Genomic DNA, 24,254 nt, shown 5'->3' on the forward strand with positions numbered 1-24,254 from the left:
TCACACCCGCGGGATGTTTCTCCGCAACAGCACCACGGCCAGCCCGATCCACCAGACGAGCCAGAGCATGGATACGGCGTTGTGAGCCAGCGGAGTGGCCAGCAGTCCGACTCCTCCGACCGCCACACCGCCCCACCCGATCCACCGAGTGTGTAGCCGTTGCAGCAGCGCAGCGATCCCGATCGCAAGCGCCATAGCGGCACTCATGGCGACCTGGAGGACATGGCCGAAGTTGCGGATGTCGCTGACAATTGCGATCGCACTCGGGTCGCCGCCGTGATGGGCGGCGTACAGGGCCGCGGCACCTGGTGCGAAGCCGACGGCCAGTGTGGAAGCGACATAGCCGATTCCGAGTGCGGCGAAGGTCTGTGCGGCCAGTCGGCCTCCCGTCGTACGTTGCGAGAACAGCCAGGCGACAAGCACGATGGCGGGCATCAGGACAAGGAACGACAGCGCCTCGACGTAGCCGGCGCCCAGAGCACGGCCGACCGACGCGCCGCCGTAGATGTCGACGAGCCTGCTCGGCGCGATGCCGTGCTCGGCCGCGGCAACGCCTTCGAAACTGAACGCCGCAAGCATCAGCACGACGTGCCCGAGCGCAAACCCGCCCGCAAAACGCCTGTACGACGCCGTCGCATCAGCCTCCTGCTTGGAGCGCGGAGTGGTGGAGAACTGGACCATCGGAAAACCCCCTCGATCGAACTGGACACATCGAGGTTCTCCACCAGCCGCCCCTAGCGAATCAGGCGCACTCCCGCCCGAACCGGGAAAAACTCCCGCCTGGGATTGCTCACCATCCGCGCACGGCGAGGCCGTTCGCGGTTGGTGAGTCTCGCTATGGGGCAAGGCAGATCAATTCAGCGCTGTTCCGAAATAGCCCAAGACGTTCTGAATTCTTGTGAAGACGATGGCGGACGAGCACTGCCGCTGGCGCAGGTGAAATTCTTGGCCGGGTTCACCGGACCTGTGACGATTCCGCTGTACCGCAGGCCTGGTGCGGTAATGTAAACGGGCCCTCCGCTCCGTCACATCCCATATTCAGCGACTCCGTGGCGTCTGGTTGAGGAGCGTCGGCATAGGTTCAAATTCCCCAGCGACGTCAAATTCACTAGTTGCCTGACCTGTTAAAAGAGTCCGGAGGATGCCGCCAGTCGCCTATTGCCCGCTGAAGGGTGGTTGAAGGCGCAGGGCTTGCTTACGCTTCCGACGCGATGACCCGGCGACTGGTGACGCCGGGGCACATGTCTCTTCCGCGGGGAGGACGTCACCGGCTCAGGGGTCGGTCGTGCCGGACCGAGTTGACGACGGCCAGGATGGCTTGTGCTGTAGGGGCGGCGTACTCCTCCTCGAGGACCAGGTCTGTGTGGGTGGCGCCGGCGACGATCTGCTGCGCGCTGTTGGTCGACAGCGTCAACATCTTGTTCTGCGCCGCCATCCAGGAGGCCGGGTGTTCTCCGGCTGTCAGGACGATCAGCGGTTTGTCGGCGAAGTCGCGAAGTGACGCAGCCTCCTGCATTGAGGTGCTGCTCCCGGCATCCTGACCACCGCGGCACCGGCCGCCGCGTCGGGTGCCTGATCGGCGGTGACCTGGCCGACGGCGGACAGGATTTGGGCCAGATGGGTAACGGTGCTGCGCAGGTGCTCAATGTCGTCGAGTTCGCGAAGCCGGCTCTGGATGGCTTCAGCAAGACCTGCGATGCCGCGGCCGACGATCGGTAGCGGCACCGCGGCGGTGCGGGCCGATTCGATGACGTCGGCGCCAGGCGTCTCGTCCGCGAACGAGACGACCATTCAACCGCTGCGCACCGGGAAGACAAGCACCGAGACCGAGGCCGCCATCTACGAGTGGATCGCCTGATACAACCACACCCGGCTGCACACGCCATGCACGCGCCATGCACGCGCCGTGTCCGGTCGTCCTCGTGCCCGTCGAGGAGGCGGTTTCCACCGCCCGCGTCCCGGTGGGGTTTCGGGCTAGACGCTCGATTCCCAGGTGTGATACGCCCGCTATATCACCTCGCGGCGTCGTTCGCCGAGCGATGTAACCCAGCAACGTCGACCGGCGTCGCACCGCTGCTCGCGAGGGAGGCCCCGATGTCCGCTGGAGCGCCCCGCAGGCGTGCTCGCCGCTGGCCGATGGCACTACGCCCCGCCGGACTGCTTGCCGGGGCGATCCTTCTCCTCCTTGCCCTTGTTCCGCGGGCCGGCGCCACGTCGGCTGCAACAGTCCCCAGCCCGGAGCTCGGCCAGGTTCCCGGGGTCGCCACTCTCGGAAGCGGGGTGGTATCGCCCCGCATCGACGTCTTCTACCAGCAGGTGAACCACCGGCTCACGCTCGTCAGCGGCTCGACGTCCGGGTCGTTCACACTTCCGGCGACCGACCTTGGCGGGGTGCTGACCAGCGGCCCGGCGGCCATTGTCCGGCAGCCGCCGATCGAGTTCATCGACGAATTCGTGTTTGCCCGCGGGGCGGACAACGCCGTCTGGTACCGGAGCTTTTCAGACGGCCTGGGTGAGTGGCTGGCGTGGAGGAGCCTGGGCGGCCGGGCACTGGGTGCCCCGAGCGTCACATGTACCAGCCCAACCTCTCCGTTGATCGTGTATGTGCGGGGCGGGGACAATGCGCTGTGGCGGCGCCCGCTGGGCGGCAGCTGGAGCAGCCTCGGTGGTCGGCTGGCGTCCGATCCGGGTGCGCTGCCGGCGGTCCGCGGTCAATGCCCCAATCGGGAGGATATCTTCGCTCTCGGTACGGACCTCGCTGTCTGGGAGCGGGTCTCCGGCGGCTGGCGCCGGGTGGGCGGCCGGTCGACGGTGGCTCCCACTGCTGTCCAACTGTCCAGCGGCGAAACCGACCTGTTCGTCCGCGGGACTGACAACGCGCTGTGGATGAACACGCGCGCGCCGGGCGCGACGACCTGGGCCGGCTGGCGACGGCTCAGCGGCATCCTCACCTCGGCGCCCGTCGCGAACGTCTTCCCAAGCAGCCCGCAAACTCGGGTGATCTTCGTCCTGGGCGCCGACGGCAATCTATGGCGGTGTCGCAACGTGGTGGGCACCACGTCCTGTGTCTGGTCGCAGGTGCCCTGACAGCCGACCGAACCTTAAGGCGGGTCCACCAGCATCACGCCGCCGACGATGTCCAGCTGCCATAGCTGCATCGGCGCCGGCCGTTGCCACTGCACATAGGACTCACGCGGACACTTCCGCGGCTGCGGCACGATCAGATCCTGCCAGACCAGGATCCGGTTGATCATCGCCCAGACGGCAACCACAGATCCGTGCCCGGGCGCCTCATCCACTCCAACCGGATCGGCCTGTCACCCCATCGCGGATGCCCACGCCGCAGCTTCGCGCCCCTCACCTCGACGCCCGCATCCACCCGGTACGGACACGACCTCGGCCGATGGGCCGCAGTTGCAGCTACAACCTGACGACGCACGGGAGTCGGGGTTCGACTGAGTGGACGGAGTGCGAATCGACCAGAGTGTGGAAGAACCGTCGGCTTGACTGTGACCGGCCATTCTCGACTGGCGGTCCGAGGCTGCGGCAGCTCGCGATCGGGGCCGAGGTGGCGCGCTGGAACGAGGCCCGTCACATCATTCGCGACACCGACGGGACGATCGTCGAAATCAATATCTACGGGTCCGGCCGTACCCGCTCCGATCACCGGTCAAGACGGTGCGCCCAGCTGTCGAGTCGCCATGACATCACTCGCCTGGTCCTTGCCTGCTTGGGGGGTTGCAGTGAGCCGGCCCAGGCGTGGTCCGGCGCTGTGGGCGGTTGTCAGAGGTCCAGCTCTCGGCCGACGGTGACGGTGCGGTGGCGGGGCAGGCGCAGCTGGACGACTCGGTCGGTCGTGAGCTCGTCGAGGAGGAGGAAGAGCCGCTGGCGCCAGCGCGCCAGCGGGCTGGCGCGGTTCAGTTGCGGGTGCGGGGTGGAGACGAAGTAGTAGGCGGTGTCGGGGTCGATGTGGGTGAGTCCGGCGTCCTGCTTGCCAGCCTCGTGGAGGACGGCGACGATGTCGAGCCGTTCTTGGTAGCCGAGGGTGACGTCGACAGAGACGACGCCGTCGTACGGGTGGCCGAACTCACCGACACGCACCCGGTTCTCGTGCGGCCGCGCAGTGGGAGTATCGGCGAGCTGCCAGCTCAGGATCAGCACCCGTTCGGGCAGGAGGTGGCCGAGCTCGAGCAGGGTCCGCAGGGCGAGGGGCGCGATGGCGGCGTCGTCAGTGAGGAAGATGCCGGTGCCTGGCACCCGCGTCGGCTCGGCCTGTTGCAGGTCGCGGACGAAATCGGTCGGGGACAGCTCTACCCGGCTCCGGGCTTGCGCGAGGCGGGCGCGGCCTGCCCACCATGTCCACATCACCACGAACAGCACGCCGCCGATGAGGGCAGGGAGCCAGCCGCCGGAGAGGAACTTCGGGATCGCCGCCGCGAAGAAGCAGGCGGCCACTACACCGAGGAGAGCACCTGCGGTCGCGCGCAGCCGAGCGTGGTCGCGGACCACGGTCAGAGTCAGGTAGAGGGTGACTGTGGTGAGGATGGTCAGGCTGACGGCGAGTCCGTAGGCCGCGGCGAGTCGCTCGGAGTTGCGGAAGAGGAGGACGATGGCGAGCACGGCCGCGCCGAGGCTCCAGTTTGCGGCCGGGAGATAGATTTGGCCGGCCTCCGCGGCGGAGGTGTGCCGGGTGCGCAGGTATGGGAACAGGCCGAGGCCGCCCGCCTGGTGGAGCACCGTGAACCCGCCCGCGATCACCGCCTCCGACGCGATGATGGTGGCCGCGGTGGCCACGACCAGCACTGGGATCCTCGACCATGACGGCACGACCCCGTAGAACGGGTTGGCCGCGTTCGAGGGGTCGCGTAGCACCGCCGCGGTCTCGCCGAGGTAGGCCACAATCAGTGCCGGCAGGACCAGGCCGAGCCAGGCGCGGGTGATCGCGGCCCGGCCGAAGTGTCCGAGGTCGGCGTAGAGCGCCTCGGCGCCGGTGACCACGAGGATCACCGACCCCAGCGCAACGAACGCCGTCAGCGGGTCCTTCGCCGCAAACAGCACCGCATGATGCGGGGACAGCGCGGCGAACGCCTGCGGGCCCCGGGCGAGGGAGACTGCGCCGGTGATGATGAGCAGCAAGAACCACACCACCATCACCGGCCCGTAGAACCGGCCGATCGCGCCGCTGCCGATGCGCTGTAGCACGAAGACCCCGGCCAGGATGGCCAGCGCCATCGGCAGCACGATGCCGCTCAGTGACGGGCTGGCGACCTTGAGCCCTTCGGCGGCGGAGAGGACCGAGATCGCCGGCGTGATGATGCTGTCGCCGAGGAACAGAGCCGCCCCGATCATCGCGACGAACGTCGCCGCGACCAGGAGCCGGCCGTTCCTCAGTGCCCGGCGCAGCAGCCCGAATAGAGCCAGCAGCCCGCCCTCGCCCTCGTTGTCCACGCGCATGAGCAGGCTTACGTATAGCCCGGTGACGACCAGCAGCAGCGACCAGATCACCATCGAGGTCAACCCGTAGACGGTGTCGCGGTGGAGGTCATCGCCCTCGCCGAGGACCGTCCGCATCGCGTACAGCGGGCTCGTCCCGATGTCGCCGAACACGACCCCGAGCGCGCCGATGATCCCGGCAGGGCCCGCTGCTCGTCGCTGTCCCACACCGCGCCGGTACCCACCTTCGGCCAGCCGACCAGATGCGGCACCGGCGAAACCGCGCGTGCGGGCGCGACCACAGGCGCGGCGTCGCGAGCGCGAACAACTCGAAAATGGTGCTCAGTCAGAGCGGGCCAAGCACTGCCGCGGCGGTGGTCCGGGTCCGGGTGATGAGGCGGCGGGCGGGTGCCATCTTGACCAGCGTCCAGCGAGAGCGCTCACCCTTTCCGATCCGGGTCAGCGAGTAACCACTAGCGAGCTTCTCACCCTCCGGCCCAGACCTTCACGTGGCCTGTCCGGATCTCCTCGTCGACAGGCTTGCCGGCGACGTTGCGGTAGGTGCCAAGGTTCCACACGATCTCCGGCCCCGCGCCGTACTGCTCCTCGGGGACGATGCCCTCGAACTCGGCGTACTCGAGCGGGTGGTCCTCCGTCGGCAACGCTCGAGGCGGAAGTCGTAGTGCAGGCTCGAGGCGTCATGTTTCTGTACGACGAAGCACGGCGCGCGCGAGGACCGCGTGCTCCGGCATTCCGCGGCCCGCCCGGCTCCGGCGCACGACGCCAATCCCGCTTCCGCTTGTAGTCCTTCAACTGGTTCTGCTTGCTCACGGCATCCAGTCGAAGGTCATGCTCCGCGCTTGAGTGCGGCGGCGATTTTGACCACTCGCTCGGCCTGTACGGCGGCCGCGGTCCGGATGGTCTGGTCGATCTCGCCCCGGCCGGAAACGTGGGAGGTGCCGTAGGGGTTGCCGTCTTCGAACTTCACCGGGTCGGTGTAGCCGGGTGGGACCAGGATGCCGCCCCAGTGGTAGATGGTGTTGTAGAGCGCCAGCAGCGTCGACTCCTGGCCGCCGTGCTCGGTTTGTGACGAGGTGAATCCACTGTAGATCTTGTCGGCGAGCAGGCCTTGCTCCCACTGCGGTCCGAGGGTGTCCATGAACTGCTTCAGCTGTGCGGCGACGTTGCCGTAGCGAGTCGGTGACCCGAAGATCACGGCATCGGCCCACACCACGTCGTCGGCGGTGGCCTCCTCGATCTCCGCGGTTCGCTCGAGATTGGCCTTCCAGTCCTGGTTCGCCTCGATCGCCTCCGGTGGTGCCAGTTCGCGCACCTTGCGCAGGCGCACCTCGGCACCGGCCTTCTCGGCGTGCTGTGCGATCGTCCGGGCAATCTCCGCGATAGTGCCGGTGGACGAGTAGTAGATGACACTCACCCTTGTGGTGTCCATATCAGCCTCCTCTGATCAGGCGACTTGCCTGTTGCCGTCCGGGCTAGCCGCCGCGGAGCCAGACCCGGTCGTTGCCGCGGCATGCCCGGATCTGCGTGCGCAGGAGGCACAGCCGCAGATCGTGCTGTTTTGCTGGATGCAGTGACCAGTACCCGGCAGTCGCAGCGACACTCGTGGCAGCTCTCGGCCAAGGAGTTGTGGTCCCAGGGACCGGTCAGCGCCGTCAGAGCGGGTATCTGGAGCGGCCGATCCAGGATCTTGGATAATTCCAGTAGTCGTGCAGGTCTTCGTAGAATTGGGGCTGGGTCACCACTGCCGGGTCGTAGAGCGGTGCCCCGGCGTTGTAGGTGCGCTCCCGGCCGACGTGTACGGCGTCGGGCTCGACGCGGGTGATCGCCTCGACCGGGATCAGTTGTCGTTTCTCGCCGAGGCCGGGGAAGCCACCGGAACCGACTTCGAGGAACCGGACGCGGCGCTCGACGTCGTCAATGGTCAGTCCGTCCGTCGTCGCCGTTGCTGCCGGCAACCTTCCGGCCACGGACATCGTCGCCGGCGTCGGCCAACATCAGAGTGGTGTCGTCAAGCCGGACGAGTCCGCCTGGCACGGCGGCTGCGCTGCTCCCGGAGATCCGTTCGACTGTGTCGCGGGTTTCGTCGGGGGGTGCGCGTGCGACATCGGCCTGGGCCAGCATGCCGACCAATTCGTGTCCGTCGATCACCGGCAGCCGCCGGATCTGGTGCCGGGCCATCAACGCCAGCACGGCCTCGGCACTCTCATCGGCGCCGATAGTGAAGGGTTTGCCCTGAGCCAGATCACCGGGCCCGCGTTGTGTGCGGACTATCACTGCCACCAAACACCCTCAGGCCGCCAGCACGATCCAGTATCCACAGACCGCGACAGCGATCGCCGCCCACGTCGCGGCGGCCAGGACGGTCGAGGCTGAGAGACTCTGCCCGGGCTTCCGCCGTGGCCACGCCACATTGAAGTAGATGCTTCCGCCGACTGCGGCGGCCATCAGGCAGATGCCTGCGGTCATCTCGACATTGACGTACAGCAGAGCGAGCATGACTCCGCCCGCCGCGAGGAGACCCATTACCGTCATCCACAGCAGGTGATATCTGGTCATGATGTCGGTCCCACCAATGCTGCCGAGTCTGGCCATGCGCGCTCTGCCTGCTGCCCGTTTGGACGGCTGACGACCTGCCGTGCTCTACCGCATCAGCTTTGACGACTGGGGTCTTGTTGTTTCTGCTCTCTGGAGCGAGCGCGTTGTGGACCATCCTCGTCACGACAGCGAGGGCACTGCAAGCGCGCCGAGGCAGCGTCAACTCTTCTTCGCCGCGGCCTTTCCGCCCTTGCGGCCGGCCTCCTTCTTCTGTGCCGTCGTACCGCCCTGCTTGCTGTCGCCGCCCTTGCCGGCCCGCTGTCGAGTTCGGACTCCAGATGCGGAGCGTCTTTCATGAGCGCTGCGCCGATCGCGTCGGCGAGGAACTGCGCCTGGTCACGATCGGGCAGGTCCGGGCTGTCCTGGTGGGCCGTCATCACCCCGATCACCTGATCACCGGGACGCATCGGTACGGCGTAAACGGTGGTCACACCGGGTATCTTGCGTGCGGCGTTGGTGAACAACGGCCACTGTCCGAGGTCGAAGCGCAGATCGCTGACGGTGATTGCCCCCGTCTGGTAGGCGGTCGGCCCAGGGCCTTCGCCCAGCACATCTTGCAGGTCCTCCAACCGTGCCGCCACGTCGTCGGTGGTGCACAGGGTGACCCGGCTCGGTTCGGTGTAGGACAAGGTGATCGCCGCGCCGTCTCCACCCACCATTGCGAGGTAGGCCCTGCACAGGCGCGCCTCCAGCGGCTGATCAGAACTGCCGTCGGCGATCAGCCTGGCCAAGCGCACGAGCAGGGTGGTCCGCTCCACATCATTCATCTGTCCGTCCCGAGTCGCAGTCCATCGCCCGCCCCGGTCTCGGCACCGATTCGGGGTATCTCCACCATCTCGGCATCCGTCGCGGATTGTACCGATCTCGAGGAGGCCGTCGAGGCGGTGATGGAGTTCGCTCTACAGGCGCTGGGCTGCACACATTCCGGCATCGCGCTGACACAACGGGCAGCTCTTGCGACGAGCGACCGGATGCGTTCACGGTCGACGACGAGGAGGTCGCGCACGTCCTGGCGCGGTCGCCTCGGCGACTATGCTCGCGCGGCCTCACACAGCCGGGCTTGCAGGTTGTCGCGACCTTGGGTGGAACTTGCAGACTTATGGCCGCGTCAGGTTCCTGCGTGCTCGTCGATCAGCGCCTGCTGGGAGACGTTGAGGTGGACGTCGTCGCCGCTGACTCGGGCGATCTGATCAGCGGCTACGTAGATGTCGCGGTCCAGGACGCCCTTGCTGTCGACTTTGACGAAGCCCTTGCGCAGGAGTCGTGCGGCGAGTGGTTCGGGTACGTCGGGCTCGCCGCCGCCGATGAGGCGTCCGAGTACGCCGACCAGTCCGCCTTCCGGGTGCTCGCCCTGCTGGCCCGCTGTCGTGACCGCGTCGGCATCACCCATCTTGACGAGTTCGACGCGTCCCAGCTCGGTACCGGTCTGGTCGACGACTCGCATGTCCTCGCGAACCTTGGTGATCGCATCGTCGCCGGTGCCGGAGATCGGCTCGGTCATGGTGCCCTCCTCAGCTGAGGTCAGTCCTGTTTTCCCGGTTGCCAACGTCAAACCTGTGGCCCGGGCCAGTCCTGGCTTCGCAACCGGCGGCGGCCGGCTGAGCGGAGTTCGTAATCCGGTTGAGGGCTTTAGGGGACTAGTGCGGTACGGCGGCTCGGTGGCAAACTGCATCAGCGGGTCTGTTGAGCAGTCAGCAGCCAGAGAAGGTTTCGCGCTGACTGGGAGGGCTGATGACGGTCGGTGGCGTCGACACGTACTACGACTACGACGAAAAGCAGTGGAAGAGCCGAAAACTCGGCGGGGGACCGATCCGTCGCGGCCCGGTGTGCCCGTCGCCGCGGACAGTGTCCAAGGAACAGCACGGCGCCAGTGCTGGTCAAGGCGCCATCACAGTTGTGCGCACACTTCCCGAAGCCAGCGCCGAACGCCGTTGATCGCTGCCGTCGGTGAAGGGGCCGGCGACGTCACGGCCGGCGCCAGTCGTCTTCTTTCAGGTGGCTGCCGGCCATGGGGCCCATCTGGAGCATGCCGCCGTCGGCGACGATGCTGGCGCCGGTGATGTACGACGCCTTCGGGGAGGCGAGGAACGCGATCACGGCGGCGATCTCGCGGGCGTGACCCGGTCTGCCGAGCGGAACTCCGGGTCGATGCTTGTCGCGGGGATCCTCGTCGGTCTGGCCCGTCATAGGGGTCGCTATCTCGCCGGGTGCGACTGCGTTCGCGGTGATGCCGTGGTGGCCGAGTTCGAGGGCCAGGGTCTTGATCAGCAGGCCGAGGCCGCCTTTGGCCGCGTCGTACGGCGCTGCGCCGACGCGGGGCTGATGTTCATGGACGCTGGTGACAGCGATCAGCCGGCCGCCGTTGCCGGACGCAATCATTCTCCGGGCGGCTCGTTGCAGGCACAGGAAGGCGCCGTCGAGGTCGACACTGATGACCTTGCGCCAAGCGTCGTACTCGAGATCGACGGCGAGTTCGCCGGTTCCGGTGCCGCTGTTCGCGACGAGTACGTCGAGGCCACCGAGGTCGTCGGCCAGTTTGTCGATCACGTCAGCGGCGTCGGGAAGGATCTCGAGGTCGAGATGCTCGACAACGGCGCGGCGGCCGAGGTCGCGTACTTCGGCCGCGGTCCCCTCGGCGCCGGTGTGATCGCTGTGCCAGGTGACTCCGATGTCGAAGCCGTCCTTGGCCAGTTCCACCGCTGTGGCCCGGCCGATCCCGCTGTCGGAACCGGTCACGATGGCTTGAGGCATGCCGGGCCGGTACCCTCGCCGGAGGTGCGGAAAACGACCAGGCCTGCGGTGTGTTCCCGGCGCACCTCTGTGGTTAGCGCGGTTGGCATTGCGGACACCAGGCGGTGCCTCTGCCGCCTACGCGGCCGTGGGCGAGGGTGGTCCCGCAGCGGGGGCAGGAGCCGGACTTCTCGTCGCGGCGGCCGGTCAGCCAGGTCTTTCGAGGTGGAACCCGTCCTTGCGGGATGGACCGCCGCAGGACAGTGCGCATCCTGGCATGGAGCCGGGCGAGGTCCTCGGGCTCCAGTTCGGCACATGACCGTCGCGGGTGAATACGTGCCCGCCACAGGATCTCGTCGGCCAGGAGGTTGCCGAGCCCGGCGACAACGACCTGGTCCAGGAGCGCCGGCTTGACCTGGCGACGCAGCCCGGTGAGCTGGTCCCGGAGTTCGGCGAGGGACAGTTCCGCCGCATCGGGTCCGAGGTTGGCGAGCACTCGCCGTACGTCGTCCTGGCTGTGGGCCAGGCGAAGCCCGTGAAGTTTGCGCATGTCCCGGTAGGACAACTCGCTGTCGGCGAAAGCGAAGACGATGCGATCGTGGCGATGCCGGATGGTTGCCCAATGCAATGACCCGGTCATCCCGAAGTGCAGGAGCACGGCCTTCTTCGAGCTCGCAATGGGAACGATGAGGTACTTGCCATGCCGCCACGGTTGACCGAACTTTCGGCCGTGCAATGCCTGCTGGAGTGCCTCGATGCTGACGCCACGCAGTACTCCGGCATCGAGGACGTCGACGCGACGGATCCGGCGCCCGACCGCATGGTCGGAAATCACTCGGCGGAATCCTTCGACGTCGGGTAGTTCCGGCACGCTGTCGGCGTACCCACCTGAGGGCAGGCCGACACTCTGCATGGTTTGCCGAGGTGCGCTAACGGCAACGGCCGATCACGGGATGACGGTTGACGCCTCGGCCGCGAGGTGGGAGATCATCATGTCCGCGCGTCGCGGGCGAACGCGAGGGCTACCGCACGTCCGATGCCCGAATCGCCGCCGGTGATCAGGGCTCGTCGTCCGGTGAGCTTGCCAGCGCCCCGGTGCGTCCCTTCGCCGTAATCGGGCTCGGGCTCCATCGCACCGCTCTGTCCAGGGTGTTCCTGCTGATCGGGCTGCTGCAGCTCCGGTCCGCCGTACCGCGTTCGTGGATCTGTGCTCATTGTGTGGCCTTCCTTGTCCGGCGCTGCGGTGGCGGCCCAGCCCGCCGTACTGGCCGCGCGCAGACGTTGTCTCGGCCGCGGCCGGCGGCCTACATGAGTGGGTCGGCGTCGGGCCGGCCGGGCAGGTCCGGGTTGGGATCGAAGTCCGGATCCCGGTCCGGGTCGGGTGCGCTGTCCGGGTCGGCGTCGGGATCGGGTGCCGGCAGGTCGGGGTCCACATCGGGCTCCGGGAACGGTCCGACGGGATCGTTAGGATCCTGCGGGAAAGGCGTCGACATGACGGGCCTCCTTTCGCTTGTTGAGCCACCCAGTACCCCGCGTCGATGCACCGGCCGCGATCGCCCCCTTACACATCCGTGTGTCCGGGATGCAAGCGTCGTTGCCACAACCACCGAGTCAACCCGGCATCGTTGTCACCTGCGCAACCGATCGTTCGACCGCCTCTCACGAGTGCGATGAGCTTGGGGGAGTGGAAGTGCGCCTACTCGCGAGGTAGCTGCTCATTGGGGTCCTCGTGCGGATTGCAGTCGGGTTCTTCGTCGGGCGCCCCGGAGGGACCGGTGGAACCAGCGTGTCGGTTTGTGAGCGATGGTTTCGCGTGGCCGGGCCACGGGTACCACAGGGTGGCTCTGGCACGAGGAGGAACCATGGCGATCGTTACCCCAGGAGATCAGGACGACTTGGTCACAGTGATCACGAAGGACCACCGTGACGTCGAGCTGATCTTCGCCGAACTCGAGTTGGGACACGGCACGCCGCAGCATCGCAGAGATCTGGCCGATCACATGACCACCGAACTGGTTCGTCACTCCGTGGCCGAGGAGATGTACATGTACCCGGCGGCACGAAGGTCTCTGCCTGACGGTGACAAGGTCGCGGATCACGAGATCGAGGAACACGCCGAAGTGGAGCGCAAGCTCAAGAATCTTGAGGGCGTGCGGGCGACCGATCCGCATTTCGACGACCTGGTCGCCCGGGTGATCGCCGACGTCCGGCACCACGTTCGGGAGGAAGAGGAACAGCTGCTGCCGCGACTGCAGGAAGCCTGCACTGTGGAAGAACTGCTCGAGCTCGGACGGATGGTGGTCCGGGCCAAGGACTCCGCGCCGACCAGGCCGCATCCGGCGGCGCCGCACAAACCGCCCGCCAACCTGATCCTTGGGCCGGGCGTCGGCATGATCGACAAGCTGAGGGACGCCCTCACCGGCCGCAACCGTGCCTGACCTGTCGATGTCGGTCACCGGCGGCGAACAATTCCTTGGCTGCGGCAACCGCCACGTTCGCGGAATGCGGCGCTGAGCTTGCGGCGACCTGCGCTTGTGTCCGTCGAAGCAGAGCGGGAACAGGTGTTGGGTTGAGCAGATGGCGAGCGTTGGTTCGTCAACTGAGTAAGGGTTGGAGAGGATGAGCGTGGCATCGATGGGCCGGGTCTTGATCCGAGGCGCCGCCGCGGGGGCAGCAGGAACCACTGCCCTGAATGCCATGACCTACATGGACATGGTGGTCCGCGGGCGCCCTGCCAGTACGACGCCGAGCCGTACCGTGGAGGAGGTGGCGGCTCGTCTCGGTGTGCCGGTCCCTGGCTCTGGCCCGCAGCGATCAAACCGCGTGTCCGCATTGGGCGCTCTTGGGGGACTCCTGACGGGCGTGGGTTCGGGCGCCGCACTGGCCGTCGTACGCGCAACGGGTCCGCGTCGCAGTCCGCTCGCAGTTGGCGTGATCGCGGTGGCTGGTGCGTTGCTCGGTGGCAACGGACCGATGATCGCTCTCGGAGTCACTGATCCACGCGACTGGTCGGCGGCCGACTGGGCCGCCGACCTGATCCCGCACCTCGCCTACGGGCTCGTCACCGGCTGGGTCCTGGACAGGTTGGACCGGGGCTGAGCGCGCGTCGACCACGAGGGCTACGCACAAGAGATCCTGCGCAGCGGCGGCAACGCGCTTAGTCCGCGTTTCGGCGCTGCGGGCCGACGCCCTCGGGGATCTGATCGTGAAGGTGCGGGATGTAAACGAGCTTCTGCGTCCGACCGTCGAGCACGGTCGACTCGATGAGTTCCAGGTCGAGCTCGGCCCCGTCGTGGAGGAGGGCCGCTTCCCCGGCTCGACCTGAGACGGCGGGGAACATGATGATCTCGAGCCGGTCGACAAGGCCGGCGGCAAGCAGAGCGCGGTTCAGCGCGACGCTGCCGTGCGATCTCATCGGGACGTCCGTGGTGCGCTTCAGACGCTCGATCGCGGTCACCGCATCCTCGTTGAGAACCGTCGAGTTCTGCCACCCGAGTGGCTCTTCCAGCGTGCTGGAGAACACGATCTTCGGCAGCTCGTTCAGGCTGTCGTAGTAAGGCTCGTCATACTCGACCACGAATTTCCGGAACTGCCGGAACGTCGTCGCGCCGAAGACGAGCACCTGGTCCTGCGCGAACGTGCGCACCCGGTCCTCGCGGACCTCGGGGCCCTCCTTCCCCCAGTATCCGGGCCAGCCTCTGGCCATGCCGTAGCCGTCCAGGCTGCAGAAGAAGTCGACGGTGAAGGTGGTGCTCATGGCGCTACTCCCTTTCCTCACACCACCCAGGTGGGCGGCTTCACAACTTCTACGAACACGACCAGCCCGATCCGACACCTGCATCGAAACGGGTCCCATCATCGGGCCGGCCGGAGCGACGCCGGCGCGAGTGTGACCGGCGGGCGTCCATAGACCCGCGGTGGCCGCGCCGCGTCACGCCGTCGGTCACGAAGTCCGGCTGCCGTACTAGGCTCGACACCGGTGCGAGCCGGACGACTTCCACTCCCGCGCACCCTTTTACACACCGCAATCAGCGCGAAAGGACGATGAGAGATGAGAACGCCTACGCCAACCCCAGCCGCTCAATCCCTTAAATACAAGACCTCTTGCGCTCCGCTGGCAATCGATGATCAAACTGGGCTGGGAATCAGCGGGTTCGGGGTTCGAGTCCCTGTCTGCGCACATCAGCCCCAGGTCACGCGAGTGTCCTGGGCTTCTTTGTGCCCGTCGCACACCACTTACGCACCACTTTCCCGGATCTCCGCAGCGAACTGATCCGTCGGCCTCGCCTCCACCTCCTCCCTCCGAAGACCTGGATGGCGTCGGCAGCCTTCATCCGATCGTGACTGTGCGTCACATCACATCGGTTCGCATCGTTGCCGACGTCTCGGCTTCCCCACGCCGACACCCCTTGAGCGGCCAACCGTCGTACCAGTGCTCGGACCGCTTCGCGGATCGCCAGGCGCCGGTCGGCCGCCTCGGTCAGGTGGTACATGGAGCCGGCCATCGGCCGGTCGACGCGATCACGCAGGTCGATGACGTCGTACATATCTCAACGGAGCGCACAAAAGTTGCCGGAGGCCCCATCTACGATCCGAGCGTCGTACCTGAGCGGTCGTACTACGGCATGGTCTACGGCCACTTCCCTGGTTCGCCGACTCGACGCCGCGCACCGGCGCCCACGCAAGGGAAGGTCGGCCCATCATTCGGACTATTTTCGATGCCATGGCGGATGAGGTTGCGGGTCGCCTGGTGACCCTCCGATGAACGATGCGCCACTCACGCTGGTCCGACTACGAGACGTTTCTGTGGGCGGCGTCTAGCCCAGCGTCCGGGGTAGGCCGAAGTACGGTGCGAGCGCTGCCTCGAATCGAGTCAGCTCGCAGATCCGGTCGCCGGCGAGGCCGACTACGTAGACGCCGGTGACGTGCAGGAGGCCGGTGACGGGGTCTCGGCGATAGTCGCCCCACGCCGGCTGACCGTTCGCGCGGACAGGCACCAACTGGTCGCTCTCCCTCCAGTGGAGGTAGACCGCAGTGAAGAAGCGGTGCACCGCAGCGGTTCCGCGGTACTCGAACGGCAGGGGCGGCATCCGCATCCACGCGTCGTCGGTCATCAGCGCGACAAGCGCGTCGATGTCATGTTCGGTGAAGGCCGCGACGAAGCGGTCGAGCAGCGCCCGCTCCTCCGACCCGCCGGGCGGGGGTGGGGGTGGATCGGTCGAGCGGGACGCGGCCATCGTCGCGCGGGCACGCTTGAGCGCGCTGGTGACAGCGTCCTCGGTGAGCCCCAGCAGTTGCGCGGTCTCACTGGCGCGGTATCCGAGCACGTCGCGCAGTAGCAGCACGGCGCGCTGGTTCGGGGGGAGCAGTTGAACGGCGGTGACGAACGCAAGCGAGATCGCCTCGCGTGACTCGTAGCGGGCCTCGGGCCCGGGCGCCTGGTCGGACAATCCCCCCAGTAGCACGTCGGGGAAAGGCTGTAGCCACAGCACCTCACCCAGACGGGTCGGCTCCGGCGGCCGTACCGGCAGCGGTGCCGCCGTCACAGGCCGCCGTCCGGACGAGCGCAGCAGGTTCAGGCACCGGTTGGTGGCGATGCGGTACAGCCAGGTGCGGACCGACGAGCGGCCCTCGAAGCCGTCGATGCCGAGCCACGCCGCGAGCAGCGTCTCCTGCACCGCGTCCTCGGCGTCCTGCAGCGAACCGAGCATCCGGTAGCAATGCACCTGCAGCTCGCCACGGTGCGACTCCACCAGGGCAGCGAACGCGTCCCGGTCCCCGCCCCGCGCCCGCTGGAGCAGTTCTGCCGACATCAGCCACCTCCCATCGAATCATCTCTCCTGGTACAGACCCCGGCGGGCACCGGAACTGGTCGCGGCCGCGGCGCCCAGTTTCGGACACGTGCCGTGTCTGTCCTTGTGAAGTCGACGCAACTATTCAGGAGGATGTAATGACGATCGAAGACAAAGCAGTCCTGGTGACCGGGGCCAATCGCGGCATCGGGCAGGCCCTGGTCGAGGAGGCCTTGAGGAGAGGCGCGAAGCGGGTGTATGCCGGTACGCGCCAGCCCCTGACCCACCGGGATCAGCGCGTCACGCCCCTGACCCTGGATGTGACCAACGCGGCCCAGATTCGGGCAGCAGTCGAGAGCGTCGAATCCCTCGACGTCCTCATCAACAACGCCGGCGTGGCGCTCTACACCGACCTCAGCAATCGCGCGTCCCTCGAACAGCACCTCGCCGTCAACCTCTTCGGCATCTACGACATGACCCAGGCCTTCCTGCCGCTACTGACTCGTTCTCGGGGAGCGATCGTCAACGTGCTCTCGCTCGCGGCCTTGGCCGCCGTGCCGCTCGATCCGACCTACGCGATCTCGAAGGCGGCTGCGTTCTCCCTCACACAATCGCTGCGCACGGCCTTGGCCGAACAAGGCGTAACGGCACACGCCGCCCTGCCCGGTCCTGTCGACACCGACATGGGCCCAAGGATCGACATTCCGAAAGCCTCACCGGAGTCCGTCGCGCGAGCCATCCTCGACGGCATCGAGAACGGCGACGAGGAGATCTTCCCCGATCCCGTATCCGGGTCCGTGGCGGAGGGCTGGCGCACCAGTGCGTCCAAGGCGCTCGAGCGGCAGTTCGCCCTGCTCGTAGCACCACAGCCCATCAACTCATGAGCAGAGAAAGAGGACGGCTCAATCGTCATGTCGCGCGACACCCCAGCTAACGACAATCGGTCACCACCCCTGACCGCCAGGTCGCCGCGTCAGCTCGCTACGAAGGCTTAAGGACGCGTGAGGCTCGATGGCTGGGATGCGAGGGTCCGAATGGTGGTCCGTGGTGCGGAGTCGGCTCAGGTGGGTACCGATGGTGCACCGTTGCCATCTGGAGGAATGCGATGAGTGAGGATGCAGAGCTGGTTCCGTTGTCGGATGAGGAGCTGAATGCCCAGGTCGGCAGCATGTTGCCGGATAAGGAGGTCGTTTCGATCCTCGACCTCAACGTCGATCTGGCGCTTGCCATTGATGCGGCGGCACCGATCGAGTTGGCGGTGGCCGCGAACGCGAATGTTGCCGCGCCGATCGACGCGGCTGTCGGCGCGAACATCTTGTCCAGTGGCTCCGAGGCTCAGGCACTGGCCGACCAAGGTGTCCTGATCACGCAGGGCATTGATGCGGACGCGACGGCGCACGCTGTCCAGGTCAGCGGAATCGATCAGTCCAACGACGTGGTCGATGCCGGGTCCTCTACCCCGGTGGTGGGCGGCGCCGCCGACAGCACGTCCACGAGTGATGCGCCAAGTACGGGGTCTGAGCCGGCTAGTGGCGCGGGCACGGCCGCCGGTGGCGCCGAGACACCTTCGGAGGAGAGCACTGGGATAGCTGGCGGGGAGCCTGCGGCCGATCCTGCGGCGGGTGCGGTTGTTCCGGATACTGGGTTGGAGACTCCTGACACGAGCCAGTTGCTGGATGGCAGCCTGCTGGCTGTCAACGTCGATGTCGATGCCGACGTCGACCTTGCCGCTCCGATCGCTGGTGCGGTGGCGGCGAACGCGAATGTGGCGGCTCCGATCGATGCCGCCGTCGCGGCCAACGTGGGCGCTGTCGACAGTCAGTCGGTGGCGGTCGCGCAGCAGGACGCGATCATCAACCAGGACATCACTGGCTCGGCGGACGCCAGCGCAGAGCAGACTTCCGAGATCGAGCAGTAACCCAGGGCAGTGTCCGGTCTGGAGGATTCGCCGGTGCGGGCCAGTGGGGCTTGCGTCGCGCGTGCGGTCGACTCGACCACCAGCTGCGTGACGTCGATCGGTGTGCCCGTCCGAGCGGCTGATGTGGTGCTGTTGGGTGAGATGTCCGGATCGGGTTATCGCACCCCGCCGGCGCTGGTCCGCCGCGCGGACGGGCAGATCATTCAGCTGACCAGACTGTTGTATCTGGTGCTGGAGGCGATCGATGGTCGTCGTGACGACGCGCAGATCGCGGAGCTGGTCAGCGCGAGTTATGGCCGGTCTGTGTCGGCGGCCAATGTAGCGGCCCTGATCCGCAGGCTGCAGCCTCTTGGTCTGGTGCGCGGCGCGGATGGGTCGGAGCCGCGTGTGCGTAGGGCGAATCCGCTGCTCAGGCTGCGGTTCAGGTACACCGTCACCGACCCGCGTCGAACCGAGCGGATCACCCGGCCGTTTGCGCGGCTGTTCAATCCGCTGCCCGTGGTGGGCTTCGTTGCGGCGTTCGTGTACGTGTGCTGGTGGCTGTTGTTCGACAAGGGGCTGGCGTCGGCCGCGTATCAGGCGTTCCACGAGCCCGGCTTCTTGTTGCTGGTCTTCGCGGTGACCGTGCTGTCGGCGGGATTCCACGAGTTCGGCCACGCGGCGGCCGCCCGGTACGGAGGATCGACGCCGGGCGCCATGGGCATGGGGTACTACCTCTTCTGGCCCGCCTTCTACACCGACGTCACAGACTCCTACCGGCTCGGGCGTGGCGGGCGCCTGCGCACCGACCTCGGCGGCTTGTACTTCAACGCCATCGTTGCGGTGGCGACCGTCGTGATCGCCCAGGTGACCGGGTACGACGCACTCCTGCTGGTCGTGGTGACACAGATTCTGCAGATGATCCGGCAGCTGCTGCCGACCATTCGCTTCGACGGCTATCACGTGCTCGCCGACCTGACCGGCGTCCCCGACCTGTACCACCACATCAAGCCGACCCTGACCGGTCTGCTGCCCTGGCGCTGGCGAAACCGCCACAACCGGGCGCTCAAGCGATGGGCACAGGCGGTCATCACCGTGTGGTGCCTCACCGTCGTGCCGCTGATGCTGGTCGTGTTGGCCATGACCGTGGTGATGCTGCCCCGGGTGCTGGCCACCGCCAAGGCAAGCGTCGAGGAGCAATGGCGGATGCTTGCCGGCGGCTGGCACGACGCGGACCTTGTCGAGATCCTGGCCCGTGGGCTGGCCATCCTCGCGCTGGCGCTGCCTCTGCTCGGCCTGGGGCTGCTGCTGTGGCTGATGGTCAGCAGGATGGTGAGGTCGGTGTGGCGGCGTACGGCGGGCAAGCCCGCGCAGCGTTCAGTCGCCGCGGTCGTCGCGTTGACGATCATCGCGGCGCTCGGGTGGGTTTGGTGGCCCCACAGCGACCGGTACCGGCCGATCACCCCGAACGAGCGTGGCACGATCACAGATTTCGTCGATCGGGCAGAGCCTGCGACCTCGCAGCCTCCCACCGGCAGTGGCCAGCTGAGCGAGGGGGACGTGAATCGGACCCAGGTCCTGTGGCCAGCCGGGGTGAAGCGACCCAGCCGTCAAAGCCCGACGTTGGCTCTCGTCATGGTGCCTCGTACCTCGGGCAGTGCTCGCGTGGGCGCACCGTCGACCTCATCGCCGACCGCCGTCGCACCCACAGCCGCTGCATCCCCGAACGACGCCTCGAGCGGCCTGCCTGGAGCAAACGACCCGCAATCAGATGGGGCTCCGGTGTGGGTGTTCCCCTTCGACAAGCCACTTCCTGCGGAGCCAGGCGACAACCAAGCGCTCGCCGTCAACACCACAAACGACACCGTGATCTACGACATCGCCTTCGCTTTGGTCTGGCTCGATGCTTCCCCAGATCCGGTGACGAACACCAACGAGGCCTACGCATTCGCAAGCTGCACGCACTGCGCGGCGGTGGCAATCGCCTTCCAAGTAGTGCTGGTCATCGGCAACGCGGACATCGTCGTACCCCAGAACCTCGCCGGAGCGCTGAACTACAACTGCGTGCAGTGCCTGACCTACGCACTCGCAACCCAACTTGTCCTGACATTGGACCAGCCACTCTCGGTCGATGGCATTGCAGCTCTCAACCAGGTCTGGGCGCAACTGGCAGACTTCACGCGTTCGATCCAGCAATACCCGCTATCCGAACTACGCGACCGGCTCACCTCCTTCGAGCAACAGATCCTCGGCGTCATCGCCGCCGACGGTGCGCTGACCACGCCTGACACGCCCCAGGCAGCAACGCCGACAGCACAACCAGGACAAGACCCGACCGACGCCGGCGACCAGTCACCCACCACCGAGACCCCCACACCCTCGCTCAGCCCGAGCGAACAGCCACAGGTCGCGCCCACGAGTACCCCGACGACAACGACTCTCCCAGCGCCCACACCAACTACCTCCGCAACCAGCCCGACGGATCAGACCACACCAACTCAGATCACACCGGATCCATCCACCACACCGACCAAGACAGAAACGCCCGCCGCCACGCCCACCAAGACAGAAACGCCGACCACCACGCCGACGTTGCCATGATCATTGAATCCCGAGCGCGATAGACCAGCGCACGCGATCGGACCACAGTCCGGCGATATCTGCACCACTGCCAAAACACCCGCCGTGTCGGTGCTATCGTGTCCGGCCTGCTGATCGGCCTCGGCGGAGTGACCACGCTCGGGTACGGCGCCGTTTTCGCGGCCTGCGCCGTTCTCACCGTTCTGGCCCTGATCCTGATGCTCTTCAGCACACCTGCTGGACGACGTGACAATCGGCATCAGCCGGGCATTCACCAACACTGATATCGCGCTCCTGGCCCCCGACGATGCTCAGCTCTAGACCGAGCCCGGTTGGCTTCAAAGATGCCCTCGGCGGATTCCGCGACCCCACCAACGTACGACGTTCCCTCCGGGAAGCCCTCGCCCGGTCGGCAGCACCGCCCGCCGCGACCTAGGCGAAGCCCTCGGCTGGCCCCAGAACAAACTCGCCCTCGTCGAAACCGGCGGGTCAAGTCGATCGACGTCGTGACTCGTTGCCTAGGCGCCTCCGAGACCGGCATCGCGCGCTCGGATGACCGCCTCGGTACGACTGGCGACACCTAGCTTCGCGAACGCGGACGACGTCAGGTTGTTGACGGTCTTGAGGGAGAGTCCGAGCTCGGCGGCGATCGCGGCGTTCGATAGCCCTCGGGCGAGATGGTGGACAGCCTCGCGCTCACGCCGTGTGAGCTCCGGGAATGGATCGACCGCGGGGTCGGGGGCCGTCAGCTTCGACAGGACATGACGCGCGACCGCCTGACTGAAGATGGCCTCGCCGGCGCTCACGGCCGTGACCGCACGCACGATCTCGTCCTTGGTGGCGCCCTTGAGGAGGTAGCCCCTCGCTCCCGCGCGCAGGGCCCGGCTCATGGTCCGTTCGTCCTCGGTCATGGTCAGGACGAGCACGGCCACGTCAGGGGCGACCCTGGTGATCTCACGTGTGGCTTCGAAACCGTCCATGTCGGGCATCCCGAGGTCCATGATGACCACGTCCGGATGCTCGGTCACGGCCACGCGCACTGCCTCGGCGCCGGTGGCTGCTTCGGCGACGAGGTCCATGTCGGGCAGCTGCTCAAAGAGGGCGCGTAGGCCGTCACGGACCACGGGGTGGTCGTCGGCAACCATCACCCTGATCACGGCTCGACTCCGAGGGGCAGTACGGCGGTGACGAGACCGCCGTGGGGAGTGGGCCCGGCGTCGCAGGAGCCTCCGACCTCAGCGGCGCGAGTGTGCATCGAGCGCAGGCCGACGCCAGGACGCCACGCGGCGACCGGGTTTCCGTCGTCGGCGACGGTCAGGCTGAGGGAACGGGTGTCGGTTGCTAGGGACACCACGGCGGACCGGGCTGTCGAGTGGCGCACGACGTTGGTCAACGCCTCGCTGGCGATCCGGTATGCCGCGACCTCGACGTCCGGCGAGAGCTCAGGGAGGCTGTCGGGTGCATGGACCTTCAGGGAGACCGGGCCCAGCTCGTCACATTGCCGACGCAGCGCGCCGATGAGCCCGAGCTGGTCGAGGGCAGGAGGTCGGAGACCGTAGACGAGTTGACGCACGTCGTCGATAGCCTCGCGCAGCTGGTCGGCCAGCTGAGTAGCGAGCTGCTCGGCCTTCTGCGGGTTCGTTCGTGCCGCGAGCGCCGTGCCGTCGGCCTTCAGTGCTGCCCCAGTGAGGGTCGGCCCGAGGCTGTCGTGCAGTTCCCGATGCAGGCGGTTTCGCTCCTCGGCCGCGGCGGTGAGCACATGGTCCCTCGAAGCCCGCAGCTGCCGGCTGAGCCGCGTTGCGTGAAGTGCCACCGCGAGCGGCCCGGACAGCAGATCCAGGATGGTCTGGTCCGCGTGCGACAGCTGTCGCTCTCCACGGCGTACTCCGATCTCGAGGCTTCCCTGCGACTCGCCGGCGTGGAGGAGAGCGAGGCGCTGCACTTCGCCGTCAGGTTGACCCGACGTGAGCCGCTGACCGTCCGTCCCAACCAGTGACGCGTAGGGGAGCCGCAGGGCTTCGCGCAGCGCATCGAGCATCGTGCTCAGATCCTCACCCGCCAGATGCTGGCCGACGGCAGAGACGGCTTGGACCGGGTCGCGGCGCGCGCCGTAAAGCGCCTGCTCGACGCGTCGTTGCACGCGGAGCCTCAGCGGGTTGAATCCGAGCGCGACGGCCAGCGCAGCCAGGATGGGTGCGCCTGCCGCGGTCAGCACGAGGTTGAGCACGGCCACGATAGCGGAGTAGGCCAGGACGACGATCCCGGTCAAAGTTCCGTAGACGAGGACGCGTGACAGGGCCAGGCGGACGTCGAACAGCCGGTACCGCAGCACGGCGATGGTGACTGCGGTCGGGATCAGCGCAAAGCTGAGCAGGAGGAGGATCTCGCGGCCGGTGGGCAGGGAGAACCAGGACGGCACGTTGATGACGAGAGCCAGCACCACGGCGGCGAGCAACCACTGGAGCTGCTGCCTGACCGTCTCGTCGCCGCGCTTGTAGCGCACGGCGAGGGCCGCCAGAGACAGGAACACCACGATGGGGGCGAGGAGCCCGGCTGCCGCCTCGCCCCATTCCCACCACGGGGACACCAGATACGACGACGCGCCGTACTCCGGAGTCGGTCCAGTGCTGGTGGTTCCGATCAGCGCCGTCGCGAATGTCAGCCAGCCCAGGGCCCGCCACCTGGGGCTGAGTGGTGAGCCGGTTGGAAACAGCTGCAGGGCGAGTGGCAGACAGAAGAACACTCCCCAGCCCCACGCGAAGGAGAACACGGTGACGATGGCGCGCATCACCGGCTCGGGCCAGCCGGCGTCCTGGCCACCGATCACCAACGGCGCTATGGCGGCGCTCACGAGGGGAGCGATACCAAGCCCCAGGAACAGCCATCCGATGGGATGTTCAGGCTTCGCCCTGGCCACGAGGTAGCCGCACGGTGCTGCGGACAAGCCGATGACGAGGTTGCTCAGCAGGTAGCTCGCGACTGCGTCGTCCCCGTTAAGGCGCACGACCAAGCCGCCACCGACGGCAACGCCGGCGAGCAGCACGCTGACGAAGAACGCTCCGTCGGCGAGCGTGACGCGTCCCCTTGCCATGACGCCATGATGACGCTCTCGCACCCCATCCGATAGGGAACTGCCTCCCGGGGCAGCCGGGCAGCCGCCCGGCCCCCGGAGGATCCACTCCACTGAACGGCGGTCTCGATTCCCT

General features: G+C 67.1%; 28 protein-coding genes. 8 read left to right on the forward strand and 20 right to left on the reverse strand.

What is annotated here, in order from left to right:
* The 3 genes from EV646_RS32065 to EV646_RS32075 all read right to left on the reverse strand — a co-directional run bounded on the left by EV646_RS32065 (position 1) and on the right by EV646_RS32075 (position 1,791).
* On the reverse strand, positions 1 to 681 hold the full coding sequence (locus EV646_RS32065) for a hypothetical protein (protein WP_132155319.1): 681 nt from the start codon (positions 679 to 681) through the stop codon (positions 1 to 3).
* A gap of 583 nt (positions 682 to 1,264) precedes the next feature.
* Positions 1,265 to 1,516 (reverse strand): hypothetical protein, encoded by a 252-nt coding sequence (locus EV646_RS32070; protein ID WP_132155321.1) that lies wholly within the window; start codon positions 1,514 to 1,516, stop codon positions 1,265 to 1,267.
* Positions 1,471 to 1,791 carry a hypothetical protein gene (locus tag EV646_RS32075; protein WP_132155323.1) on the reverse strand — a complete coding sequence of 107 codons (321 nt, stop codon included), beginning with the start codon at positions 1,789 to 1,791 and terminating at the stop codon, positions 1,471 to 1,473. The genes EV646_RS32070 and EV646_RS32075 overlap by 46 nt, the downstream gene beginning before the upstream one ends.
* Before the next feature lie 303 nt (positions 1,792 to 2,094).
* Here EV646_RS32075 and EV646_RS32080 point away from each other — a divergent pair, with 303 nt between their 5' ends.
* Positions 2,095 to 3,087, forward strand: a complete 993-nt coding sequence (locus EV646_RS32080) for a DUF8189 domain-containing protein (RefSeq protein WP_132155325.1) — start codon at positions 2,095 to 2,097, stop codon at positions 3,085 to 3,087.
* A gap of 14 nt (positions 3,088 to 3,101) precedes the next feature.
* Here the strand turns inward: EV646_RS32080 and EV646_RS39065 are convergent, their stop codons facing one another.
* The 9 genes from EV646_RS39065 to EV646_RS32115 all read right to left on the reverse strand — a co-directional run bounded on the left by EV646_RS39065 (position 3,102) and on the right by EV646_RS32115 (position 9,550).
* Positions 3,102 to 3,254: a hypothetical protein gene (locus tag EV646_RS39065; RefSeq protein ID WP_158291072.1), complete on the reverse strand. Its 153-nt coding sequence runs from the start codon at positions 3,252 to 3,254 to the stop codon at positions 3,102 to 3,104.
* Between the two features lie 529 nt (positions 3,255 to 3,783).
* Complete coding sequence (locus EV646_RS32085) at positions 3,784 to 5,661, reverse strand: KUP/HAK/KT family potassium transporter (protein ID WP_158291073.1); 1,878 nt, start codon at positions 5,659 to 5,661, stop codon at positions 3,784 to 3,786.
* A 257-nt stretch (positions 5,662 to 5,918) separates the two neighbouring features.
* On the reverse strand, positions 5,919 to 6,095 hold the full coding sequence (locus tag EV646_RS39590) for a DNA polymerase ligase N-terminal domain-containing protein (RefSeq protein WP_199237316.1): 177 nt from the start codon (positions 6,093 to 6,095) through the stop codon (positions 5,919 to 5,921).
* Between the two features lie 185 nt (positions 6,096 to 6,280).
* Positions 6,281 to 6,883 (reverse strand): NAD(P)H:quinone oxidoreductase, encoded by a 603-nt coding sequence (wrbA, locus tag EV646_RS32095; RefSeq protein ID WP_132155329.1) that lies wholly within the window; start codon positions 6,881 to 6,883, stop codon positions 6,281 to 6,283.
* Between the two features lie 223 nt (positions 6,884 to 7,106).
* Complete coding sequence (locus EV646_RS32100; protein WP_158291074.1) at positions 7,107 to 7,421, reverse strand: PRC-barrel domain-containing protein; 315 nt, start codon at positions 7,419 to 7,421, stop codon at positions 7,107 to 7,109.
* A complete protein-coding gene (locus tag EV646_RS39595; protein WP_241996462.1) occupies positions 7,369 to 7,734 on the reverse strand; it encodes a CBS domain-containing protein in 366 nt (121 codons plus the stop codon). Before EV646_RS39595 ends, EV646_RS32100 begins: the two co-directional genes overlap by 53 nt.
* A gap of 9 nt (positions 7,735 to 7,743) precedes the next feature.
* A complete protein-coding gene (locus EV646_RS39600; protein ID WP_199237318.1) occupies positions 7,744 to 8,010 on the reverse strand; it encodes a hypothetical protein in 267 nt (88 codons plus the stop codon).
* A gap of 92 nt (positions 8,011 to 8,102) precedes the next feature.
* Positions 8,103 to 8,816, reverse strand: a complete 714-nt coding sequence (locus tag EV646_RS32110; protein WP_158291075.1) for a GAF domain-containing protein — start codon at positions 8,814 to 8,816, stop codon at positions 8,103 to 8,105.
* A gap of 341 nt (positions 8,817 to 9,157) precedes the next feature.
* On the reverse strand, positions 9,158 to 9,550 hold the full coding sequence (locus EV646_RS32115) for a hypothetical protein (protein ID WP_132155335.1): 393 nt from the start codon (positions 9,548 to 9,550) through the stop codon (positions 9,158 to 9,160).
* A gap of 230 nt (positions 9,551 to 9,780) precedes the next feature.
* On the opposite strand from EV646_RS32115, the gene EV646_RS32120 reads away from it, so the two are divergent.
* Positions 9,781 to 9,984 carry a hypothetical protein gene (locus tag EV646_RS32120; RefSeq protein WP_132155337.1) on the forward strand — a complete coding sequence of 68 codons (204 nt, stop codon included), beginning with the start codon at positions 9,781 to 9,783 and terminating at the stop codon, positions 9,982 to 9,984.
* A 30-nt stretch (positions 9,985 to 10,014) separates the two neighbouring features.
* Here the strand turns inward: EV646_RS32120 and EV646_RS32125 are convergent, their stop codons facing one another.
* The 4 genes from EV646_RS32125 to EV646_RS32140 all read right to left on the reverse strand — a co-directional run bounded on the left by EV646_RS32125 (position 10,015) and on the right by EV646_RS32140 (position 12,272).
* Positions 10,015 to 10,800, reverse strand: coding sequence for an SDR family oxidoreductase (locus tag EV646_RS32125; RefSeq protein WP_132155339.1), 786 nt, complete (start codon positions 10,798 to 10,800; stop codon positions 10,015 to 10,017).
* 73 nt (positions 10,801 to 10,873) lie between these two features.
* On the reverse strand, positions 10,874 to 11,692 hold the full coding sequence (locus EV646_RS32130; RefSeq protein WP_241996463.1) for an Fpg/Nei family DNA glycosylase: 819 nt from the start codon (positions 11,690 to 11,692) through the stop codon (positions 10,874 to 10,876).
* A 77-nt stretch (positions 11,693 to 11,769) separates the two neighbouring features.
* Positions 11,770 to 11,994 carry an SDR family oxidoreductase gene (locus tag EV646_RS40760; protein ID WP_199237319.1) on the reverse strand — a complete coding sequence of 75 codons (225 nt, stop codon included), beginning with the start codon at positions 11,992 to 11,994 and terminating at the stop codon, positions 11,770 to 11,772.
* An 89-nt stretch (positions 11,995 to 12,083) separates the two neighbouring features.
* Positions 12,084 to 12,272, reverse strand: coding sequence for a hypothetical protein (locus EV646_RS32140; protein ID WP_132155341.1), 189 nt, complete (start codon positions 12,270 to 12,272; stop codon positions 12,084 to 12,086).
* A gap of 369 nt (positions 12,273 to 12,641) precedes the next feature.
* Between EV646_RS32140 and EV646_RS32145 the strand changes: the two genes are divergently transcribed.
* On the forward strand, positions 12,642 to 13,217 hold the full coding sequence (locus EV646_RS32145) for a hemerythrin domain-containing protein (protein WP_199237320.1): 576 nt from the start codon (positions 12,642 to 12,644) through the stop codon (positions 13,215 to 13,217).
* A gap of 259 nt (positions 13,218 to 13,476) precedes the next feature.
* Complete coding sequence (locus EV646_RS32150; protein ID WP_199237321.1) at positions 13,477 to 13,878, forward strand: hypothetical protein; 402 nt, start codon at positions 13,477 to 13,479, stop codon at positions 13,876 to 13,878.
* Between the two features lie 58 nt (positions 13,879 to 13,936).
* Here EV646_RS32150 and EV646_RS32155 read toward each other — a convergent pair whose 3' ends face one another.
* Positions 13,937 to 14,536, reverse strand: a complete 600-nt coding sequence (locus EV646_RS32155; protein WP_132155343.1) for a dihydrofolate reductase family protein — start codon at positions 14,534 to 14,536, stop codon at positions 13,937 to 13,939.
* Between the two features lie 1,060 nt (positions 14,537 to 15,596).
* A complete protein-coding gene (locus tag EV646_RS32160) occupies positions 15,597 to 16,592 on the reverse strand; it encodes a sigma-70 family RNA polymerase sigma factor (protein WP_132155345.1) in 996 nt (331 codons plus the stop codon).
* Positions 16,593 to 16,729: 137 nt separating this feature from the next.
* Here EV646_RS32160 and EV646_RS32165 point away from each other — a divergent pair, with 137 nt between their 5' ends.
* The 4 genes from EV646_RS32165 (at position 16,730) to EV646_RS39070 (ending at position 21,332) form a co-directional block, all read left to right on the forward strand.
* Positions 16,730 to 17,455, forward strand: a complete 726-nt coding sequence (locus tag EV646_RS32165) for an SDR family NAD(P)-dependent oxidoreductase (RefSeq protein ID WP_199237322.1) — start codon at positions 16,730 to 16,732, stop codon at positions 17,453 to 17,455.
* Positions 17,456 to 17,676: 221 nt separating this feature from the next.
* A complete protein-coding gene (locus EV646_RS32170; RefSeq protein WP_132155347.1) occupies positions 17,677 to 18,489 on the forward strand; it encodes a peptidoglycan-binding protein in 813 nt (270 codons plus the stop codon).
* Between the two features lie 33 nt (positions 18,490 to 18,522).
* Positions 18,523 to 21,069 carry a zinc metalloprotease gene (locus EV646_RS32175; RefSeq protein WP_132155349.1) on the forward strand — a complete coding sequence of 849 codons (2,547 nt, stop codon included), beginning with the start codon at positions 18,523 to 18,525 and terminating at the stop codon, positions 21,067 to 21,069.
* A 98-nt stretch (positions 21,070 to 21,167) separates the two neighbouring features.
* On the forward strand, positions 21,168 to 21,332 hold the full coding sequence (locus EV646_RS39070; protein WP_158291076.1) for a hypothetical protein: 165 nt from the start codon (positions 21,168 to 21,170) through the stop codon (positions 21,330 to 21,332).
* A 234-nt stretch (positions 21,333 to 21,566) separates the two neighbouring features.
* Here EV646_RS39070 and EV646_RS32180 read toward each other — a convergent pair whose 3' ends face one another.
* Positions 21,567 to 22,205: a response regulator transcription factor gene (locus EV646_RS32180; RefSeq protein ID WP_241996464.1), complete on the reverse strand. Its 639-nt coding sequence runs from the start codon at positions 22,203 to 22,205 to the stop codon at positions 21,567 to 21,569.
* Positions 22,202 to 24,139 (reverse strand): sensor histidine kinase, encoded by a 1,938-nt coding sequence (locus tag EV646_RS32185; RefSeq protein WP_132155351.1) that lies wholly within the window; start codon positions 24,137 to 24,139, stop codon positions 22,202 to 22,204. The genes EV646_RS32180 and EV646_RS32185 overlap by 4 nt, the downstream gene beginning before the upstream one ends.
* Positions 24,140 to 24,254: the final 115 nt, after the last annotated feature.

The sequence above is a fragment of the Kribbella antiqua genome (assembly GCF_004345665.1).
Lineage (GTDB): Bacteria > Actinomycetota > Actinomycetes > Propionibacteriales > Kribbellaceae > Kribbella > Kribbella antiqua.

Excerpts from the sequence above, each read along its gene's own strand:
- EV646_RS39065 (WP_158291072.1), bottom strand. The coding sequence starts at position 3,254 with ATGATCAACCGGATCCTGGTCTGGCAGGATCTGATCGTGCCGCAGCCG.
- EV646_RS32150 (WP_199237321.1), top strand. The coding sequence starts at position 13,477 with ATGACCTACATGGACATGGTGGTCCGCGGGCGCCCTGCCAGTACGACG.
- EV646_RS32065 (WP_132155319.1), bottom strand. The coding sequence starts at position 681 with ATGGTCCAGTTCTCCACCACTCCGCGCTCCAAGCAGGAGGCTGATGCG.
- EV646_RS32140 (WP_132155341.1), bottom strand. The coding sequence starts at position 12,272 with ATGTCGACGCCTTTCCCGCAGGATCCTAACGATCCCGTCGGACCGTTC.
- EV646_RS32145 (WP_199237320.1), top strand. The coding sequence starts at position 12,642 with ATGGCGATCGTTACCCCAGGAGATCAGGACGACTTGGTCACAGTGATC.
- EV646_RS32110 (WP_158291075.1), bottom strand. The coding sequence starts at position 8,816 with ATGAATGATGTGGAGCGGACCACCCTGCTCGTGCGCTTGGCCAGGCTG.
- EV646_RS32070 (WP_132155321.1), bottom strand. The coding sequence starts at position 1,516 with ATGCAGGAGGCTGCGTCACTTCGCGACTTCGCCGACAAACCGCTGATC.
- wrbA (WP_132155329.1), bottom strand. The coding sequence starts at position 6,883 with ATGGACACCACAAGGGTGAGTGTCATCTACTACTCGTCCACCGGCACT.
- EV646_RS32170 (WP_132155347.1), top strand. The coding sequence starts at position 17,677 with ATGAGTGAGGATGCAGAGCTGGTTCCGTTGTCGGATGAGGAGCTGAAT.
- EV646_RS39600 (WP_199237318.1), bottom strand. The coding sequence starts at position 8,010 with ATGACCAGATATCACCTGCTGTGGATGACGGTAATGGGTCTCCTCGCG.
- EV646_RS32115 (WP_132155335.1), bottom strand. The coding sequence starts at position 9,550 with ATGACCGAGCCGATCTCCGGCACCGGCGACGATGCGATCACCAAGGTT.
- EV646_RS32130 (WP_241996463.1), bottom strand. The coding sequence starts at position 11,692 with ATGCAGAGTGTCGGCCTGCCCTCAGGTGGGTACGCCGACAGCGTGCCG.
- EV646_RS32165 (WP_199237322.1), top strand. The coding sequence starts at position 16,730 with ATGACGATCGAAGACAAAGCAGTCCTGGTGACCGGGGCCAATCGCGGC.
- EV646_RS32155 (WP_132155343.1), bottom strand. The coding sequence starts at position 14,536 with ATGAGCACCACCTTCACCGTCGACTTCTTCTGCAGCCTGGACGGCTAC.
- EV646_RS32160 (WP_132155345.1), bottom strand. The coding sequence starts at position 16,592 with ATGTCGGCAGAACTGCTCCAGCGGGCGCGGGGCGGGGACCGGGACGCG.
- EV646_RS40760 (WP_199237319.1), bottom strand. The coding sequence starts at position 11,994 with ATGAGCACAGATCCACGAACGCGGTACGGCGGACCGGAGCTGCAGCAG.
- EV646_RS32075 (WP_132155323.1), bottom strand. The coding sequence starts at position 1,791 with ATGGTCGTCTCGTTCGCGGACGAGACGCCTGGCGCCGACGTCATCGAA.
- EV646_RS32120 (WP_132155337.1), top strand. The coding sequence starts at position 9,781 with ATGACGGTCGGTGGCGTCGACACGTACTACGACTACGACGAAAAGCAG.
- EV646_RS32185 (WP_132155351.1), bottom strand. The coding sequence starts at position 24,139 with ATGGCAAGGGGACGCGTCACGCTCGCCGACGGAGCGTTCTTCGTCAGC.
- EV646_RS32125 (WP_132155339.1), bottom strand. The coding sequence starts at position 10,800 with ATGCCTCAAGCCATCGTGACCGGTTCCGACAGCGGGATCGGCCGGGCC.
- EV646_RS32080 (WP_132155325.1), top strand. The coding sequence starts at position 2,095 with ATGTCCGCTGGAGCGCCCCGCAGGCGTGCTCGCCGCTGGCCGATGGCA.